The 14,904-nt window shown below is 67.3% G+C and carries 18 protein-coding genes; 8 read left to right on the top strand and 10 right to left on the bottom strand.

What is annotated here, in order from left to right; translation table 11 throughout:
* The first annotated feature begins 7 nt into the window (after nucleotides 1–7).
* The 5 genes from BN973_RS25635 (at nucleotide 8) to BN973_RS25615 (ending at nucleotide 3,059) form a co-directional block, all read left to right on the top strand.
* A complete protein-coding gene (locus BN973_RS25635) occupies nucleotides 8–634 on the top strand; it encodes a TetR/AcrR family transcriptional regulator (protein WP_036471512.1) in 627 nt (208 codons plus the stop codon).
* Entirely contained in the window at nucleotides 631–1,146 is a 516-nt protein-coding gene (locus BN973_RS25630) for a hypothetical protein (RefSeq protein ID WP_036471511.1), read from the top strand. The genes BN973_RS25635 and BN973_RS25630 overlap by 4 nt, the downstream gene beginning before the upstream one ends.
* Nucleotides 1,147–1,292: 146 nt before the next feature.
* Nucleotides 1,293–2,576, top strand: coding sequence for a cytochrome P450 (locus BN973_RS25625; RefSeq protein WP_036471510.1), 1,284 nt, complete (start codon nucleotides 1,293–1,295; stop codon nucleotides 2,574–2,576).
* Entirely contained in the window at nucleotides 2,573–2,761 is a 189-nt protein-coding gene (locus tag BN973_RS25620; protein ID WP_036471509.1) for a ferredoxin, read from the top strand. Before BN973_RS25625 ends, BN973_RS25620 begins: the two co-directional genes overlap by 4 nt.
* A gap of 13 nt (nucleotides 2,762–2,774) precedes the next feature.
* The gene (locus BN973_RS25615; protein WP_036471508.1) at nucleotides 2,775–3,059 is read left to right on the top strand and encodes a DUF1330 domain-containing protein; all 285 of its coding nucleotides are present in this window, start codon (nucleotides 2,775–2,777) and stop codon (nucleotides 3,057–3,059) included.
* 3 nt (nucleotides 3,060–3,062) lie between these two features.
* Here the strand turns inward: BN973_RS25615 and BN973_RS25610 are convergent, their stop codons facing one another.
* From BN973_RS25610 to BN973_RS25580, 7 genes are all read right to left on the bottom strand, one after another.
* Nucleotides 3,063–3,263 carry a ferredoxin gene (locus BN973_RS25610; RefSeq protein ID WP_036471507.1) on the bottom strand — a complete coding sequence of 67 codons (201 nt, stop codon included), beginning with the start codon at nucleotides 3,261–3,263 and terminating at the stop codon, nucleotides 3,063–3,065.
* 10 nt (nucleotides 3,264–3,273) lie between these two features.
* Nucleotides 3,274–4,479, bottom strand: coding sequence for a cytochrome P450 (locus BN973_RS25605; RefSeq protein WP_036473072.1), 1,206 nt, complete (start codon nucleotides 4,477–4,479; stop codon nucleotides 3,274–3,276).
* 120 nt (nucleotides 4,480–4,599) lie between these two features.
* The gene (locus BN973_RS25600; protein WP_084163547.1) at nucleotides 4,600–5,409 is read right to left on the bottom strand and encodes an NAD(P)-dependent oxidoreductase; all 810 of its coding nucleotides are present in this window, start codon (nucleotides 5,407–5,409) and stop codon (nucleotides 4,600–4,602) included.
* Nucleotides 5,406–6,221: an NAD(P)-dependent oxidoreductase gene (locus BN973_RS25595; RefSeq protein ID WP_036471506.1), complete on the bottom strand. Its 816-nt coding sequence runs from the start codon at nucleotides 6,219–6,221 to the stop codon at nucleotides 5,406–5,408. The genes BN973_RS25600 and BN973_RS25595 overlap by 4 nt, the downstream gene beginning before the upstream one ends.
* Nucleotides 6,218–7,141: an alpha/beta hydrolase gene (locus tag BN973_RS25590; RefSeq protein WP_051641492.1), complete on the bottom strand. Its 924-nt coding sequence runs from the start codon at nucleotides 7,139–7,141 to the stop codon at nucleotides 6,218–6,220. The genes BN973_RS25595 and BN973_RS25590 overlap by 4 nt, the downstream gene beginning before the upstream one ends.
* Nucleotides 7,142–7,148: 7 nt before the next feature.
* Nucleotides 7,149–8,804, bottom strand: coding sequence for a thiolase C-terminal domain-containing protein (locus tag BN973_RS25585; protein ID WP_036471505.1), 1,656 nt, complete (start codon nucleotides 8,802–8,804; stop codon nucleotides 7,149–7,151).
* Between the two features lie 135 nt (nucleotides 8,805–8,939).
* Entirely contained in the window at nucleotides 8,940–9,248 is a 309-nt protein-coding gene (locus tag BN973_RS25580) for a hypothetical protein (RefSeq protein WP_036471504.1), read from the bottom strand.
* Between the two features lie 176 nt (nucleotides 9,249–9,424).
* Here BN973_RS25580 and BN973_RS25575 point away from each other — a divergent pair, with 176 nt between their 5' ends.
* From BN973_RS25575 to BN973_RS25565, 3 genes are read left to right on the top strand one after another with little or no spacing between them, the layout of a single operon-like run.
* On the top strand, nucleotides 9,425–10,348 hold the full coding sequence (locus tag BN973_RS25575; protein WP_036471503.1) for an NAD-dependent epimerase/dehydratase family protein: 924 nt from the start codon (nucleotides 9,425–9,427) through the stop codon (nucleotides 10,346–10,348).
* A gap of 11 nt (nucleotides 10,349–10,359) precedes the next feature.
* Nucleotides 10,360–11,103: a hypothetical protein gene (locus BN973_RS25570; RefSeq protein ID WP_036471502.1), complete on the top strand. Its 744-nt coding sequence runs from the start codon at nucleotides 10,360–10,362 to the stop codon at nucleotides 11,101–11,103.
* A 6-nt stretch (nucleotides 11,104–11,109) separates the two neighbouring features.
* On the top strand, nucleotides 11,110–12,066 hold the full coding sequence (locus tag BN973_RS25565; protein WP_036471501.1) for an LLM class F420-dependent oxidoreductase: 957 nt from the start codon (nucleotides 11,110–11,112) through the stop codon (nucleotides 12,064–12,066).
* Here BN973_RS25565 and BN973_RS25560 read toward each other — a convergent pair whose 3' ends face one another.
* From BN973_RS25560 to BN973_RS25550, 3 genes are read right to left on the bottom strand one after another with little or no spacing between them, the layout of a single operon-like run.
* Nucleotides 12,067–13,242, bottom strand: a complete 1,176-nt coding sequence (locus BN973_RS25560; RefSeq protein WP_036471500.1) for an acyl-CoA dehydrogenase family protein — start codon at nucleotides 13,240–13,242, stop codon at nucleotides 12,067–12,069.
* Between the two features lie 28 nt (nucleotides 13,243–13,270).
* Nucleotides 13,271–13,567, bottom strand: a complete 297-nt coding sequence (locus tag BN973_RS25555) for a ferredoxin (protein ID WP_036471499.1) — start codon at nucleotides 13,565–13,567, stop codon at nucleotides 13,271–13,273.
* Nucleotides 13,564–14,871: an NADH-ubiquinone oxidoreductase-F iron-sulfur binding region domain-containing protein gene (locus BN973_RS25550; RefSeq protein WP_036471498.1), complete on the bottom strand. Its 1,308-nt coding sequence runs from the start codon at nucleotides 14,869–14,871 to the stop codon at nucleotides 13,564–13,566. Before BN973_RS25550 ends, BN973_RS25555 begins: the two co-directional genes overlap by 4 nt.
* Between the last annotated feature and the right edge of the window lie 33 nt (nucleotides 14,872–14,904).

Raw genomic sequence — 14,904 nt, 5'->3', positions numbered from 1 at the left:
GAGTCCGGTGCCCGACGCACGCCGTTACGACACGCTTCTCGCCAAAGGCGAGGACCGTAAGCAGCGAATCCTCGCCGTCGCGCAGCGTCTCCTCACGCGTAACGGCTGGCGCAACACCACGCTGGCCCAGATCGCCGGCGAGGCCGGCGTCTCGCCCGCGGGGCTGCTGCACCACTTCGAGTCCAAGGAACAGCTGCTGCACGCGGTCCTGGACGCCCGCGATCAGGATGACGATTCCCATGCCGACCGGGCCGGTGACCTGATGGCCCAGATCTCCGCGGTCGCCGATCGATTCCACCGGGCGCCCGAATTGGTCGGCACGTTCACGGTGCTGCTCGTCGAGAACATCCTTCCCGACGCTCCGCTGCACGACCGGATGCTCGATCGGCACCGGCAAGCCGTCGACATCGTCGCCGAGCTCATCCGCACCGGTCAGGCCGACGGCCGGTATCGCGCCGACATAGACCCCACCATCAAGGCAGTGGAAATTCTTGCCTTCGTCCACGGAATGGAAACCACATGGTTGCTCGATCCTTCGATACCTCTGACCGAGGTGTTCAAGCAGTACGCGGAGACACTGGCGCGGGACTTCGCGCCCTCGAAAAAGGCACCGAGCAATCTGAGCACGACATGAGGTACCGGCTCGACGTCGTCGCCTCCAGCGTCCTCGACGTGGTGCGGTTCGCCGGGGGATGGCTGTTCGACCGGTCGATGGCCGGGTGGGACGTCACCGTCCTGCTCACCGATCTGGCCGAGCACCCCGATCTGCGGCCATTGCAGATCATCGGGGCCCGCACCCTGGACCTCGAGTGCGCGCTGGCCTCGGTCGACGATCGTCTCCGTCCGCAGGCCCTGGCGGCCGCGGCGGATCTCGTCGGCTGCGATTCGCGGGTGCGGCAAGGCGTCTTGCAGGCCCTCGACCACGGCGTCACCGAGGTCACGCTGTGGGGAGACACCTGGCCCGCGGAACTCGACGGCAGCGTCGGGCTGGTGCAACACCGGCTGAGCATGGCCGCCCAGATGTTCAAGGGCAAGGCGCTGGCCGCCGCCGCGATGCCCCAGTACTCGGTCGCTCACATCGAGAACTTCCGCAGCGGGCTGCTGGCATGCCCGTCGGTGGCCGCCGATCTGGTCCCGGCCAGCTGAAACCCCGCTACTGACCGGCGGCTCGTCGGCAGGTCGTCACCCAGCCCGCACCGGCCCCCGTCGTTGACGGGGATCACCCCGTGTGGAAATCTAATACTCATCTCTGAGAGGCTCATTCTCACTGCTGAGATTCGAAACGGAGCAAGATGGCGAACGACTTCTCCAAGATGGACTTTTTCCGCGGCAAAGAGCTCATCGCGGACCCGTACCCGTACTACGAGTCGCTGCGGGAGCAGTGCCCGGTGACCCGGGAAGCCCACCACGGGGTCACGATGATCACCGGCTGGGAAGAAGCCTGCGCCGTGCTGAACGACGCCGAGACTTGGTCCTCCTGCATCTCGGTGACCGGCCCGTTCCCCGGCTTCCCGGTATCCCTCGAGGGTCTGGAAGGGGGAGACATCACCGAGCTGATCGAGGAGCATCGCGACGAGCTGCCGTTCAGCGACCAGCTGCCCACCCTCGACCCGCCGACCCACACCAATCACCGTTCGCTGCTGATGCGGCTGATCACCCCCAAGCGCCTCAAGGAGAACGAGGACGCGATGTGGGCGCTGGCCGACCGGGCCCTCGACGACTTCCTGGCGCCCGGGCACGGCGAATGGATCAAGGGCTTCGCCGGCCCGTTCACCCTGCTGGTCATCGCCGACCTGCTGGGCGTGCCGATGGAAGATCGCGACAAGTTCGTCAAGGGCATCGCCGAGCATGCCGGTGGCGGCATCGGGGGCACCGGCAAGGAATCGCTGTCCCACAGCCCGCTGGAATTCCTCTACGGCCTGTTCTCCGACTACGTGCGGGACCGCCGGCAGAACCCCCGCGACGACGTGCTGACCGGCTTGGCGACCGCCACCTTCCCGGACGGCACGATCCCCGACGTCGAGGACGTGGCGCGGGTCGCCAGCAACGTCTTCTCGGCGGGTCAGGAGACCACCGTGCGGCTGCTCGGCGCCGCGCTGCAGACGCTCGGCGAGCGTCCCGACATCCAGGCGCAGCTGCGCAAGGACCGCAGCCTGCTGCCCAACTTCATCGAGGAGTCGCTGCGCCACGAGAGCCCGGTGAAGGGCGACTTCCGGATGAACCGTCGGCCCGTCAATGTCGGCGGCGTGGACCTGCCCGCCGGCACCACCGTGATGATCGTGCAGGCCGCGGCCAACCGCGACCCGCGCCGATTCGAAGACCCCACCACGTTCGACCCGGCCCGCAAGAACGCCCGCCAACACATCTCGTTCGGGCGCGGCATCCACAGCTGCCCGGGCGCGCCGCTGGCGCGGGCCGAAACCCGGGTGGCGATCGAGCGGCTGCTGGATCGCACCACCGACATCAGGATCAACGAGGACAGGCACGGGCCGGCGAATGACCGCCGCTACCAATATGTTCCGACATACATTCTGCGCGGCCTGACCGAGCTGCACCTGGAGTTCACGCTGGCATGAAGGTTTGGGTAGACGACCAACGCTGTCGCGGCCACGGGATGTGCCTCACGCTGTGCCCGGACGTGTTCACGCTCACCGACGACGGCTATGCGGTGTCGATAGACTCCGATGTTCCAACGGAATTGGAAGCCGCCACTGCCGAGGCCATCGAGTGCTGTCCCGAGCAGGCCATCAGCGAAAAGTAACGAAGGAGATTCAATGCCCAAGGGATACGTCATTCTCACCGAGGCCATCAAGGACCCGGAGGGCATGAAGGCTTACGGCAAGGCCGCCGGTTCGACGATGAGTGGTGCCACCGTTCTCGCGGTGGACACCGCGCCCAACGTCGTCGAGGGCAGCTGGCACGGCGACCAGACCGTGGTGCTGGAGTTCGAGTCCGTCGACGCCGCCCGCGCGTGGTACGAATCCGAGGGCTACCAGAAAGCGGCGAAACTGCGTCAGGCAGCCGCCGACTGCAACGCGGTCATCCTGTCCGGAATCTGAGCGCTACTCGCCCACGATCGCGATTGCCTGCCGCGGGCATTGACGGACGGCTTCGCGCACGTCCGCCTCGTTCTCCGGGGTGACCTCTTCTTGGTGGACGGTCAGCATGTCGTCGTCACCCAGTTCGAAGATGTCCGGATTGATGCCCATGCAGACTCCGTTGCTCTCGCAGAGTCCCCAATCGACCTCGATTTTCCTCGTCATCGTGGCCCCCTTATCGAAGCACTTTGACGGGCACGCTCTTCCAGCCCGCGACGTTTTGCATGTTCACCCGTTCGCACCCCGCCCAGTCGACCTCGTAGCGCGGCATGAACTCGACCAGCCGCTCCAGCGCGATCCGGCTTTCCAGCCGGGCCAGCGCCGCGCCCAGGCAGCTGTGAATTCCGTACCCGAGCCCAAGATGCTGCGCCTCGGTCTGGTCGCGCTCGATGTCGAAAGTGTCGGCGTCGGTGAAGGCCTCCGGATCGCGGTTGGCCGCGGCGCCACACAGGAACACCGGCTTGAACGGCGGAATCACGCCACCGCTGACGTGCGCCTCCTTGAGGGTGTAGCGGACGTTGTACTGCACCGGTCCCTCGTAGCGCAGCAGCTCTTCCACCGCGCCCGGGATCTTCTCGGGGTCGTCCTGCAGCTTCTGCCACTGGTCGGGGTGACGAGCGAAGATGACCGCCGCGTTGCCCATCAGTTTGGTGACCGTCTCGGCGCCCGCCCCGCCCAGAAGGGTTGCGAAGCCGCAGATCTCGATGTCGTCGAGTTTGCGGGGATTACCGTCCTCGCCGGGGATCTCGGCCGCGATCAGCCTGCTGATCATGTCGTCCTGCGGGTCCGCGCGCCGCTCCTGGATCAGGCCGAAGTAGTACATCGCCGTCTCGATGTTGGCCTGCATGCCGGCCTCGCTGACCTCGATCTGGCCCGGCTCGTGATGCAGGCTGGTGTCGATCCAGTGGCGCACCTGCTGGCGGTATTCCTCTGGGACCCCGGCCATCCGGGTGATGACCTCCACCGGGAACGGCCCGGAGAAGTCCTGCACCACGTCGAATCTCTCCGGATCGCAAGCGCCCAGGTACTTGTCGATGACCTCGATGATCGTGTCGCGCTGCGACTGGATGGCCCGCGGCGTGAACGCCTTGTTGAGCAGGCTGCGCATGTGGCGGTGCTCCGGCGGGTCCATGAAGATGATCGACCTCTGCTCGGGCGAGACACCCTTGCGCACCATCGCCAGGTCGCAGCCGCGTGCCGAGGAGTACGTCTCGAAGTCCTTGAACGCCGCCGCCACGTCCTCATGGCGGGTCAGCGCATAGAAGTCTTCTTTCTCGTCGTAATACAACGGCGCGTCCTCGCGCATCCGTCGATATATCTCGAACGGGTTGTTGTAGTAGTCCTCGGAATACGGGTCGAAGATGACCTTCGGTTTTGTCACTGACATGCTCCTCAGCGGCGAGGGTTAGGGCGGGCTGGAACCGTTACGATTGAATGCCTGACTGTAACGCTAACGGTAGCGCTTTCGTCGCGAACCTGGAAGAACCGAAGTGCCGTCATGTCAGACCTTTCCGCCGACATCGAGGACTTCGATGACGTCGTCCAGGGCACCGAGGTCGCTGCCCAGCTCTTCGGCGATGCTGCGCACGACTGCCACGTCTTTTCCGACGAATTCCCCGGCTACCTCGATGAACCCCGCGACAGATCCTCGCGCCGCCACGATGTCCAGCACCCGGCTGGTGGCACTGCCATGCGCCAACGCGCCCAGCACCGTCGATTCCGGAACACCGAGGCGCTGGCCCAGCCGGATTGACTCCGCGAGCAGCCCGATGTGGCCGGCGAACAGCGCATTGTTGACCAGCTTCACGCGCTGACCGGCGCCGCGCGGGCCGACGTGCAGCACCGGATCGCCGTAGCAGGCCAATACCGGTTGCACGCGGGCCACGGCCTCGTCGGCACCCCCGACGAACAGCGTGAGCTTTCCCGCCGCGATGTCGTGGGGTCCGCCGCTGACCGGCGCATCGACGACCTCGACATGCCCGGCCCGGGCGGCGATGGCCTCGATCGTTTTCGGGCTGGTCGTGGTGTGCACCACCAGCGTCGAGCCCGGCGGCATCGCCGACGGCAGCGCGCTGTCCAGGCAGACCTGGCGTACCTGCTCGTCGGTGAACACGCACAGCATCACCGCGTGTGCCCGGTCCGCGGCGTCGCTCGTCTGGTTCACCACGGTGGCGCCCAGCTGTTCGAGATCGTGGTGCTTGGCGCCGTCCGCCGCGTCGCGGACCACCACCCGCACGTCGTGGCCGGCCGCGGCGAGACGCGCGACCATCGGGCGGCCCATCCGCCCGGCGCCGACGAAACCGACTCTCACCGCGGGTGATCCATCAGGGTCAGCGCGGCGTCGGCCGCGTCGAGGACGGCGCCCCCGCGCGCGGCGGCCGCCTCTGCGAGGTCGACGACCAGCCGCACATCTTTCTGCAACAGCGCGCCCGCCAGGCCGGCCAGCCGATCCAGAGTGCCTTCGTCACCAATGACATTGAGCGCGAAGCTGTTTCCGCTGCTGCGGGAGACGACTTCGACGAGTCGCTCCGGGGCGACGCCCAGAGACCGTGCCAGCGACAGGGCGGTGGCCGCGGTCCCCAGGTTGGCGGTGAACAGCAAGTTGTTGAGCAGCTTGGTGGTTTGGCCGGTGCCCAGTTCACCGAGATGGACGACGGGATCGCCGTAGGTTTCGAAAACCGGACGGCAGCGCTCGACGACCTCGGTGTCGCCGCCGACCATCACCATCAGGCGACCCTCGGCGGCGGCTGGACCGCCGCCGCTGACCGGCGCGTCGACCACCGAAACACCCTTAGTGCCAACCCGTTTCGCCAGCGACCTGCAGGTGTTGGGGTGCACCGTGCTGTGCACCGCGATCACGCTGTCGGGCTTGAGGCCGGCGAGCAACCCGTGCTCGCCGTTGGCGATCTCCTCGATGTCGGCCTCGCCGACCACACAGAGGCAGACCAGATCGCTGGCCGCGGCGAGCTCGGCCGGTGATCCGGCGATTTCGGCCGCGGTGTCGGCGAACGGCTCGACCGATGCGGGTCGCCGCGCCCAGAGCGTGGTTGCGAAGCCGCCCTCGATGATCCGCCGGGCCATCGGGCCGCCCTGGCTGCCCAACCCGATGAATCCCACTTTCATCCGGCTGCCTTTTCGTTTTCATCTTCGTCCGCCGAGCGTGAAGTTGGTTTCACGCTCGAAGACGCGGCCACGCATTCGTCGACAAAGGCAAGCACCTCCGCGTGGTATTCCGGGGCGGAGTGGCCGAGGCTGATGTTATGGCCCGCGTCAGGTTGGCGGTGCACGGTAAAGCTCGGCACGCCGGAGAACATCGCGGTGATCTCCTGCACCGCCGAATCGTCAGTCTGCCAGACCTTTTCGTGCTCGGCGATGCTGAAGTGCACCGGCACCCGCACGGCGGGGGCCAGCGACGGGAAGGTTTGACGGGCCCAGTCCGATACCATCTGGTCCTCATACGACGGGGCCGATGGGGACACCGTGGCGCCGCCGAGCACCTCGGGCGGATACCTGTCCTCCGGGCTCCACAGCAGGTCGCGCATGCCCGCCGGGCGGCGTTCGCGGGTCGCCGTCTTGAGTATTTCCCTGGCCGCGGGATGATAATGCCGCCCGGTTCCCGCCAGTTCGATGCCGAGCAGATCGGCGCCCCGCTCGTCGGCGGCCATCCGCAAGGTCAGTTCGCAGCCGCCCGAATGTCCCATCACGAACAGGCCTGCGCCGGTTGGTCGTTCACCGATGATGCGCTCGATTGCCCCGTACGCCAGGTTGACGCGCTGGTCGCCGGAGACCATCGCCTCCGGGTAGGGCGCCGAACTGCCATAGCCGGGCCGGTCGAGGGCCACGACCGTGAATCCCGCTGCCGCGCCGGTGCGCAACAGCGAATACGACGGATGGCCGGGGCAGTCGAAATAGACCGCGGTGGTGCCGCCGCCGTGGATTGCCACAAGCACGGCCTTGGGGTCCGGGGCCTCGCAGACGATCGCCGACATCGGCACCCCGTCGACGATCACCAGCCGGGGACGCGGAGTCGGCCGATCGCTCATGCGCTGCTCATTCCGAAGCCCGCAGCAACAGCACGCCGCTCGGTGTCAGGCCGCCGCTGCTGACCACGCCGACCCGCGCGCCGGCAACCTGGCGATCGCCGGCCTCGCCGCGAAGTTGGGTGATGGCCTCGTGCAGCAGGCCCATGCCGTGGGTGCGGCCATGCGACAGCTGACCGCCGTGGGTGTTGAGCGGCAACTGACCGTCGCGGGCGATGTTCTTGCCGCCGTCCAGAAAATCTTTGGCCTCGCCGATCCCGCAGAAGCCGAGCGCCTCGATCCAGGACAGGCAGTTGAAGGAAAAGCCGTCGTACAGCTCGGCGACGTCGACGTCGTTGGGCCGCAGTGAGGTTCGGGTCCACACATGCGCGGATTGGCCCAGCACCTGCGGCTCGTGGGTCAGCGTGCTCTGGTCCCAGTCGAGCCGCTCGACGATCTGCGTGCCGACCGCCTCCACGAACACCGGCGGCTTGGCCAGATCACGGGCGGCGTCGACTGCGGAGACGATCACGGCGATCGCGCCATCGCACGGCACGTCGCAGTCGTACAGGCCGAACGGCGTGGTGATGGGCCGCGCGTTGAGGTAGTCGTCCATCGTCATCGGGGTTCGATAGACGGCCGTCGGGTTGAGTTCGGCGTTGGCCCGCTGGTTCAACGCGATCCAGCCCAGCGTCTCCTTGGTGGTGCCGTACCGGTGGAAGTGGCGCTGCGCGTTCATGGCCAAGGTGTGCGCCGCGGAGGTGGCGCCGAATGGCATCTGCCAGCCCGACATTCGGCCCATCGACGGGGTGATCTTGCCCTGCTTCATCAGCTCGCCGTTGGTGGCTTCCCACAGCGTCCGGAAGCAGAGCACGTGACGCGCCAGCCCGCATGCGATCGCGAGCATCGCGGCGATCACCGAGCCGCCCGGGCCGAACGTTTCCATGGCGCCGTTGTGCCAGGTCGGCCGAATGCCCAGCGCGCCTTCGAGAGCCGTGGTGCCGCCCTCCCCGAATCCGCCGACATTGATCGCGCCGGGGTAGGTGGACAGGCCGTCGATGTCGGCGTACGTCAGGCCGGCGTCGGCGATCGCGGCCTCGCATGCCTGAACCGTCAGCGCCAGCGGCGGCCGCATCAGCCGCCGGCCGATGGGTGACATGCCGATCCCGGTCAGCGCGACCTTGTCTTCGAACTTCTCGGTGGTGAGCATCGGCCGGACGTGTTCGCCGAAACGCGCCGGCGCGATCTCGTCGACCGGCAGGGGAGCGGGCTCCGCGTCGGGCACGGGCCGAAACAGCGGAAACCAGACGTCCTCGACCTGCTCGAAGACGACCTCGACCGGTTGACCGAGTTCGAGCTGATCGGGCTCGCAGTCGACGATGTTGGTGGTCAATCGCACCCGGGGGTCTTCGGCAATCGCCACCTGCGCGATCACGTAGGGCGCTACCAGCCCGGGCAGACTGAACCGCTCATTGACGGTGAACCCGGCCAGCGTCGCCTTGCCGGAGACCGCGCGCACCCCGATATCCAACGACCGGCAATAACGGCACACCGGAGCGGGCGGATGGATCAGGGATTTGCAGGCCTGACATTCCTGCAGCCGTAGCTTTCCGTCGGCTCCCGAGGTCCAGAAAAACTCGTTCTCGAGCGTGACCTGGGGCAATGGGCGGCCCGGTGCTGCTGACACGTCACCTCCGGGAGTCGCACGGCCGGCCTGGTAGGGCCATTATGCAAATTGGAGAATTACGTTATCACTCCGGGCAGGCGCGATCCAGATGGCGTCGGTGCCCGCGTCGCGGGTGGGCGGGGTGGGGCGCCCCCGTCAGTAGGGCACCCAGACGCCGTTGAAATAGGCACCCCATTGGTGGAAGCCGACACTCCACATCGGCGCGTTCGGCGACCACCATGGCCGTGGCGGTGGGGGCGGCACGTCCGGCCCGGCAAACGACGGCGCGTATGCGGGCGGGGCTACATACCACGCGGGCGGCGGCGGCGGCAGTCTGCACTCGCCGGTCACCTCGTTCCACGCCATGGTTTGATCGCACTTCGCCCAGCTGGTGCCCGGCGTCGCGATCATCGCCGCGAAAACGACCGCGATGACGGCGGTTAGACGACCAACAAAAAACCTCATGGCGGGCCTCCCCTTTGAGCCGTCCTGGCCTCGACTGATTCAGCTTATTCCGTTGATATCACCGGGTCGAACAATCGGGGCGACATAACACCGAGCCGGGCCACCCGTCCCATTTCCGGTTGGCCCGGCGTTATGCTGCCACACGGCATATCAAGTACTTCACATTGGGAGGGTGATTGCTCGCGGCGGCGAAGATCCTGATCACCGGGGCGACGGGCAAGATCGCGTTCCCCATCGCGCGGGCCCTTGCCGCGGCCGGCAACGAGGTGTGGGGCGTCGCTCGCCTGAAAGATCCCGCGGACTCCGACAAACTCGTCGAAGCCGGCGTGTCGCCCATTGCGCTCGACATCAGTGCCGGCGACTTCTCCGGTCTTCCGGACGATTTCGGCTACGTGTTCCACGCGGCCGTCGACCCGGGCGCGGGCGACTGGAAGAGCTGCATCGAGACGAACGCGCAGATGTCCGGCGACCTGCTCCACCACTGCCGCACCGCAAAGGGTTTCGTGTTCTGCTCGACCGGCTCGATCTACGCCTACCAGGGCCGGCGTCCGCTGACCGAGTCCGATCCGCCGGGGGTGCCGCTGCGGGCGAACTACAGCATGTCGAAGGTGGCGGCCGAGGCGGTGTGCACGTGGATCGCCAAGCAGTATCGGATTCCGCTCACCATCATCCGGATCTGTTCGACGTACGGGCCCCAGGGCGGTGCCCCGGCCGATCGCCTCGATGCGATGCTGGCGGGCAAGCCAATTCGGCTGCATCCCGACAAGCCGAACAACTACAACCCCATCTACGAAGACGACTATGTGGAACTCGGCATCCGCGCCATGGAGGTCGCCGCGGTTCCCCCGGTGGTGGTGAACTGGGCCGGCAGCGAGACGGTCAGCGTCGAGGACTACTGCACGTTCATGGGTGAGCTGGTCGGTGTCGAGCCGATCTTCGAATACACGCCGCAGGCGCACACACCGCTGTGGCCGGATGTCACTCACATGCACGACGTGCTCGGCCGCACGAAGGTGCCCTGGCGCGACGGCTTCCGCCGGATGATCGAGGCCCGCCATCCGGAAATAAAGCTACCCCAGCATGATTCGACGAGGCCGTAAGGACGTACGCGATGCAGCCATCCGGCACGCCCTCCGACGAGGTCGCTGAGATCCTCGCCGCCGGGCGCGGAGAGATCACCACGCTGTTCGTCTCGATGGCGACTCGACATCCCGACGGAACCGACGCCGATTACCTGCGCTGGCACACGCTTGACCACCGGCCCGAGCAACACCGGCTGGCCGCGGTTCGCGCTTCGTTGCGGCTGGTGTCCACACCGGCCTGCCGCGCCGCGCGGGCGGTCAGCGGTGGGCGGTTGGATGCCGTCGACCACGTGATGACGTACTTCTTCACCGACGTAGCCGGGCTCGCGGGTTTCAACGAATTGTCAACGGCCCTGGGCAATGCCGGTCGCAAACTGTCCTTGCTGCCGCCGGTGGAGCGCGGAGTGTACGCCGTCGGAAGCCGAGCGGCCGCGCCCCGGGTCAGGGTCGGATCGGACGTGCTGCCCTGGCTGCCGGTGCGAGGCGCGTACCTGGTCGTCGAGCGGGGATCGGCGGCGCCGCACCCGCTGGTCGAGGTCGACGGCGTCGCCGGCGTCTGGTCCGCACTGTCGCGCCAGGTGGACGCCAATCTTGCCAGCGCTCAAGGGAATCAGTCGATCACGTACTGCTTTCTCGATGACGACCCGGTCGCAACGGCCGAACGGTTGCGGCCGGTGCTGGCGGCCCGTTGGGCCGAACCGGGCATCGAACCCCTACTGGCCGCACCATTTTTCGCGGTGGTGCCCTACGAGTGGGATCGTTATGTCCCATAGGACCGCATGCGCATCGGGTTGATGGTCGGCTCCGACAGGGAGCGTGCGCGCGCCGATCGGCTGCCGGGGCTGATCGCCGACGCGGTGGCCGCCGAAAGCGTTGGCTTCGCCACGTTTTGGATGCCCCAGGTGCCCGGCTACCTCGACGCGATGACTGCGGTCGCGCTGATCGGGCAGGCAACCGAACGCATCGAAATCGGGACGGCGGTGGTTCCGATCCAGACCCGGCATCCGATGATCATGGCGCAACAAGCCCTGACCACCCAGATCGCGTGCGGCGGACGGTTCACGCTCGGCATCGGGCCGTCGCATCACTGGATCGTCAACGGACAACTCGGATTGGACTACGCGCACCCGGCGAGCTTGATCGACGACTACCTCGACGTGCTCTCGGCGTCGTTCGCCGGCCCGGGCACGGTCGACGTCGAGAACGGCAGCTACCAGGTTCACTCGCCAGTGGATGTCACCGACACCTACCAGGTCCCAATCCTGTTGTCCGCGTTGGGTCCGACCATGCTGCGGCTTGCCGGGCAGCGAACCGCCGGCACCGTGCTCTGGATGGCGGACGAGCGGGCGATCCGCGACCACGTCGTCCCGCGCATCACCGAGGCGGCTACCAGCGCCGGGCGGTCCGCGCCGCGGATCGTCACCGGCGTGCCCGTCGCCCTTTGCTCCAACGACGAGGCAGACGTTGCCCGCGGCTACGCCAGCGAGGTGCTCGGGCACGCCGATTTCTCGCCGAACTATGTGCGGCTGCTGCAACACGGTGACGCCCGGGACGTGGGCGACACCATGGCCGCGGGCGACGAGTCGGCGATCTTGGCCCGGCTGCGGCGCTACCGCGACGCGGGTGCTACCGATCTGGCGGCGCGAATTGTCCCGTTGGGCAGGGACGCAACGCAGCGGACCGCATCCCGACGTCGGACCCGGGAATTTCTGTCGTCGCTGTGTCCGGCTCTCTAGTCAGCGCGACGGGAGACCGAGAACGCGCTGCGCGATGATGTTGCGCTGGATCTCCGAGGTGCCACCGGCGATGGTGCCCGCGTAACTGCTGATGTAACGGGTGAACCAGCCGGCGGTGAACACGTTGGGCGCGTGCGGGTTATACGATGCCGTGAGCGCGGGATCGCGCAATCCGACGACACCCGCCCCGTCCAGCGCATGCCGGAGCGCGTTCTGTTCGGCCTCCGACCCCAAGACCTTCAGCACCGACAGGCCCGCGACGTCGACGTCACCGCGAGCTGCCCGCCCCAGCGCTCGCGAGCCCAGCAGCCGCAGTGCGTAATGGTCCATCGCGATGGTGGCGTAGTGGTCCGCGTTCACCTCGTCGGCCGGCCGATAGTCCTCGAGAAGCTGCTCGAGCCGGTTGGCGAAGGCCAGCCACATCAGGGTGCGTTCATGACCGAGCGAGCCGTTCGCGACCTGCCAGCCGCCATGCAGCGGGCCGACGAGATTCTCCGCGGGCACCCGCACATCGGTGAAGAAGACCTCGTTGAAGTCCATATCGTCACGGTCGTAGACCGAGGCGAAGGGACGGCATACCAGACCGGCAGTATCGACGGGTATCAGCAGCGCGCTGATTCCCTTGTGCCTCGGGGCGTTTGGGTCGGTGCGCACGAACGTGAGGATGACGTCGGCGTCGTGGGCGCCGGAGGTCCAGACCTTCTGCCCGTTGACCACGAAGTGGTCGCCGGCCAACTCGGCCCGTGTCGACAGGCCCGCCAGGTCGGAGCCGGCACCCGGTTCGCTCATTCCCAGCGACGCGGTCATGTCGGCGCGCAGAATCGGTACCGCCCAGCGCTGCTTCTGCTCGTCGGTCCCGAAGGACAGCAGCGACGCCGCGATGATGCCGACGCCCTGCGGATTGAAGCAGTGGTAGATCCGCCGTCGCGACAGCTCCTCGCGGTGCACGAACTGCTGCAGGATATTCGCGTTGCGGCCGCCGAACTCGGGCGGGTTTCCGGGCAGCAGCCAACCGTGGTCGAACTGGAGTCGTTGCCAGCGGCGCGACCAGTCGGGCACATGCGATGTCGACGTCGGCCGTTCGGCGGCCTGTGCCTGCGTCGGCAAATGCTCGTCGAGAAAGCCGACGAACTCCGCGCGGAAGGCTTCCACCTCGGCGTCAAAGGTGAGTTGCATGAACGCTACGAATCAGAGCCGCAGCGGCTCAACGCGTGAATCCCCATTCGGCTTCGTTCTCTTCGGTTTTGAGATGTTCGGCCGGATCGCTTGCGTCGGTGAGCGGCGGCGCGGCGGTGCGGAATTTGCGGTCGCCGATCTCGGTGATGGCGTGTACCGGGCAGTCCAGCAGCGCCCGCATCACCGCGTCGCGATCCGCTTCGGCCACGGTGCCGTCGCCGATGAGGGCGGCGTATCCCCAGTCGTCCAGCGAGAAGTAGCCGGGCGCGTGCTTGGCGCAGACGCCGAAGCCGTCGCAAATGGTGCGGTCCAGGCGGATTTTCATGCTTGCCTCACTGCTTCGGCCTCATACGGCCGCTCGGCGCGGAACGCACCACCGGCGCAATCCGGGCAGGTACCGGAGAGATGCGCGGCGACTTCGTCCGGGAATTGATCGAGCAGGCTGGCGGCCACGTTGGTCGCGGCATCCAGCGTCGCGCAGGCGCCGCGCCCGCGCAGCAGCACCGACCAGCGGCGCAGTCGGTCGACGTCTTCTTTTGTTGCCGCACCTTCGCGCAGTGCCCCGGCGGCGGCCGCCATCGCCGCGGTCCCGTTGAAGCACGACCCGCATTGGCCGGCGTTCTCGCGATCGAAATAGGCCAACACGGACGCCGCGACCGCGACGGGGCAATCGTCGGTGAGCACCGAGACCGCACCGCAGCCCAGGCCGCTGCCCAGGCGCCGCATCGTCTCGTGGTCCAATGTGGTCTCCAGCACGGCGCGGTTGAGCAGGCCGGCGAAGTATCCACCCATCAGCGCCCCGCGCACCTTGTCGGGGGAAATCCCATGCAACGCAAGCAGTTCGGTGAACGCGAGGCCGTGGGGGAGCTCGTAGAGGACCGGCGGCCTACCGCCACCGGTGATGGTCGCCAGGAAGGTGCCCGGCGACAGCGACGTGCCCTGCGAGCGAAACGCCGTCGAGCCGTTGCCCTGCAGGTAAGGCAGGTTGGCCAGCGTCTCGACATTGGAGACCAACGTGGGCAGCTCGTCGACGCCGGCTTCGAATGGGCGTGGCGGCTTGTCGGTCGGCTTGGCGGGGCCGCCGTTGATGACTCGAACCGCGGCGGTCTCCTCGCCGGCCACGTATCCGGGCGGCACGGTCAAGACGTGCACCGTGGCGCCGAGGGTGTCGGAATCGAGTTCGCCGAGCGCGGTTTCGACGCTGTGCGCCGATTCCGGATCGGACACGTATACGTAGGCGCGGTCTGCGGCCACGACCGCCGCAGCCAACCGCAGCCCGTCCAGCACCAGGTGGGGGCGGTTGCGTAGCAGCCAGCGATCCTTCACCGAAGCCGGTTCTCCCTCTTCGCCATTCGCGATAACGACGGGGCCGCCGGCCTCGGCTACCAGGCGTCCGTTGTCGCGCACCGTACGCAACTTCACCGCGAGCGGAAAGGCCGCACCGCCGCGGCCGACGAGTCCGCTGGATTCGACTTCGCTCAGCAACGCGTCGGCGTCGGCGAGCGGACGGTAGCCGCCGAGTTGTCGATATGCAGCCAGGTCTTCGCGGCCGGGTTGCTCACCGAGCAGCCGCGGCGGGCACCCGGGAAGGGTGGCGGTGGTGATCGTCGTTGACTCGGTCGTGTTCAAAGCCGGCCTGCCATCGTCTTGGTTAGGCTTGCG

This window comes from Mycobacterium triplex, assembly GCF_000689255.1.
GTDB lineage: Bacteria > Actinomycetota > Actinomycetes > Mycobacteriales > Mycobacteriaceae > Mycobacterium > Mycobacterium triplex.
The sequence above is the reverse complement of the archived record's forward strand: the minus strand, read 5'-3'. Positions and strand labels throughout refer to the sequence as shown.

Excerpts from the sequence above, each read along its gene's own strand:
- BN973_RS25560 (WP_036471500.1), bottom strand. The coding sequence starts at position 13,242 with ATGCAACTCACCTTTGACGCCGAGGTGGAAGCCTTCCGCGCGGAGTTC.
- BN973_RS25615 (WP_036471508.1), top strand. The coding sequence starts at position 2,775 with ATGCCCAAGGGATACGTCATTCTCACCGAGGCCATCAAGGACCCGGAG.
- BN973_RS25570 (WP_036471502.1), top strand. The coding sequence starts at position 10,360 with ATGCAGCCATCCGGCACGCCCTCCGACGAGGTCGCTGAGATCCTCGCC.
- BN973_RS25625 (WP_036471510.1), top strand. The coding sequence starts at position 1,293 with ATGGCGAACGACTTCTCCAAGATGGACTTTTTCCGCGGCAAAGAGCTC.
- BN973_RS25580 (WP_036471504.1), bottom strand. The coding sequence starts at position 9,248 with ATGAGGTTTTTTGTTGGTCGTCTAACCGCCGTCATCGCGGTCGTTTTC.
- BN973_RS25565 (WP_036471501.1), top strand. The coding sequence starts at position 11,110 with ATGCGCATCGGGTTGATGGTCGGCTCCGACAGGGAGCGTGCGCGCGCC.
- BN973_RS25595 (WP_036471506.1), bottom strand. The coding sequence starts at position 6,221 with ATGAAAGTGGGATTCATCGGGTTGGGCAGCCAGGGCGGCCCGATGGCC.
- BN973_RS25620 (WP_036471509.1), top strand. The coding sequence starts at position 2,573 with ATGAAGGTTTGGGTAGACGACCAACGCTGTCGCGGCCACGGGATGTGC.
- BN973_RS25555 (WP_036471499.1), bottom strand. The coding sequence starts at position 13,567 with ATGAAAATCCGCCTGGACCGCACCATTTGCGACGGCTTCGGCGTCTGC.
- BN973_RS25610 (WP_036471507.1), bottom strand. The coding sequence starts at position 3,263 with ATGACGAGGAAAATCGAGGTCGATTGGGGACTCTGCGAGAGCAACGGA.
- BN973_RS25590 (WP_051641492.1), bottom strand. The coding sequence starts at position 7,141 with ATGAGCGATCGGCCGACTCCGCGTCCCCGGCTGGTGATCGTCGACGGG.
- BN973_RS25630 (WP_036471511.1), top strand. The coding sequence starts at position 631 with ATGAGGTACCGGCTCGACGTCGTCGCCTCCAGCGTCCTCGACGTGGTG.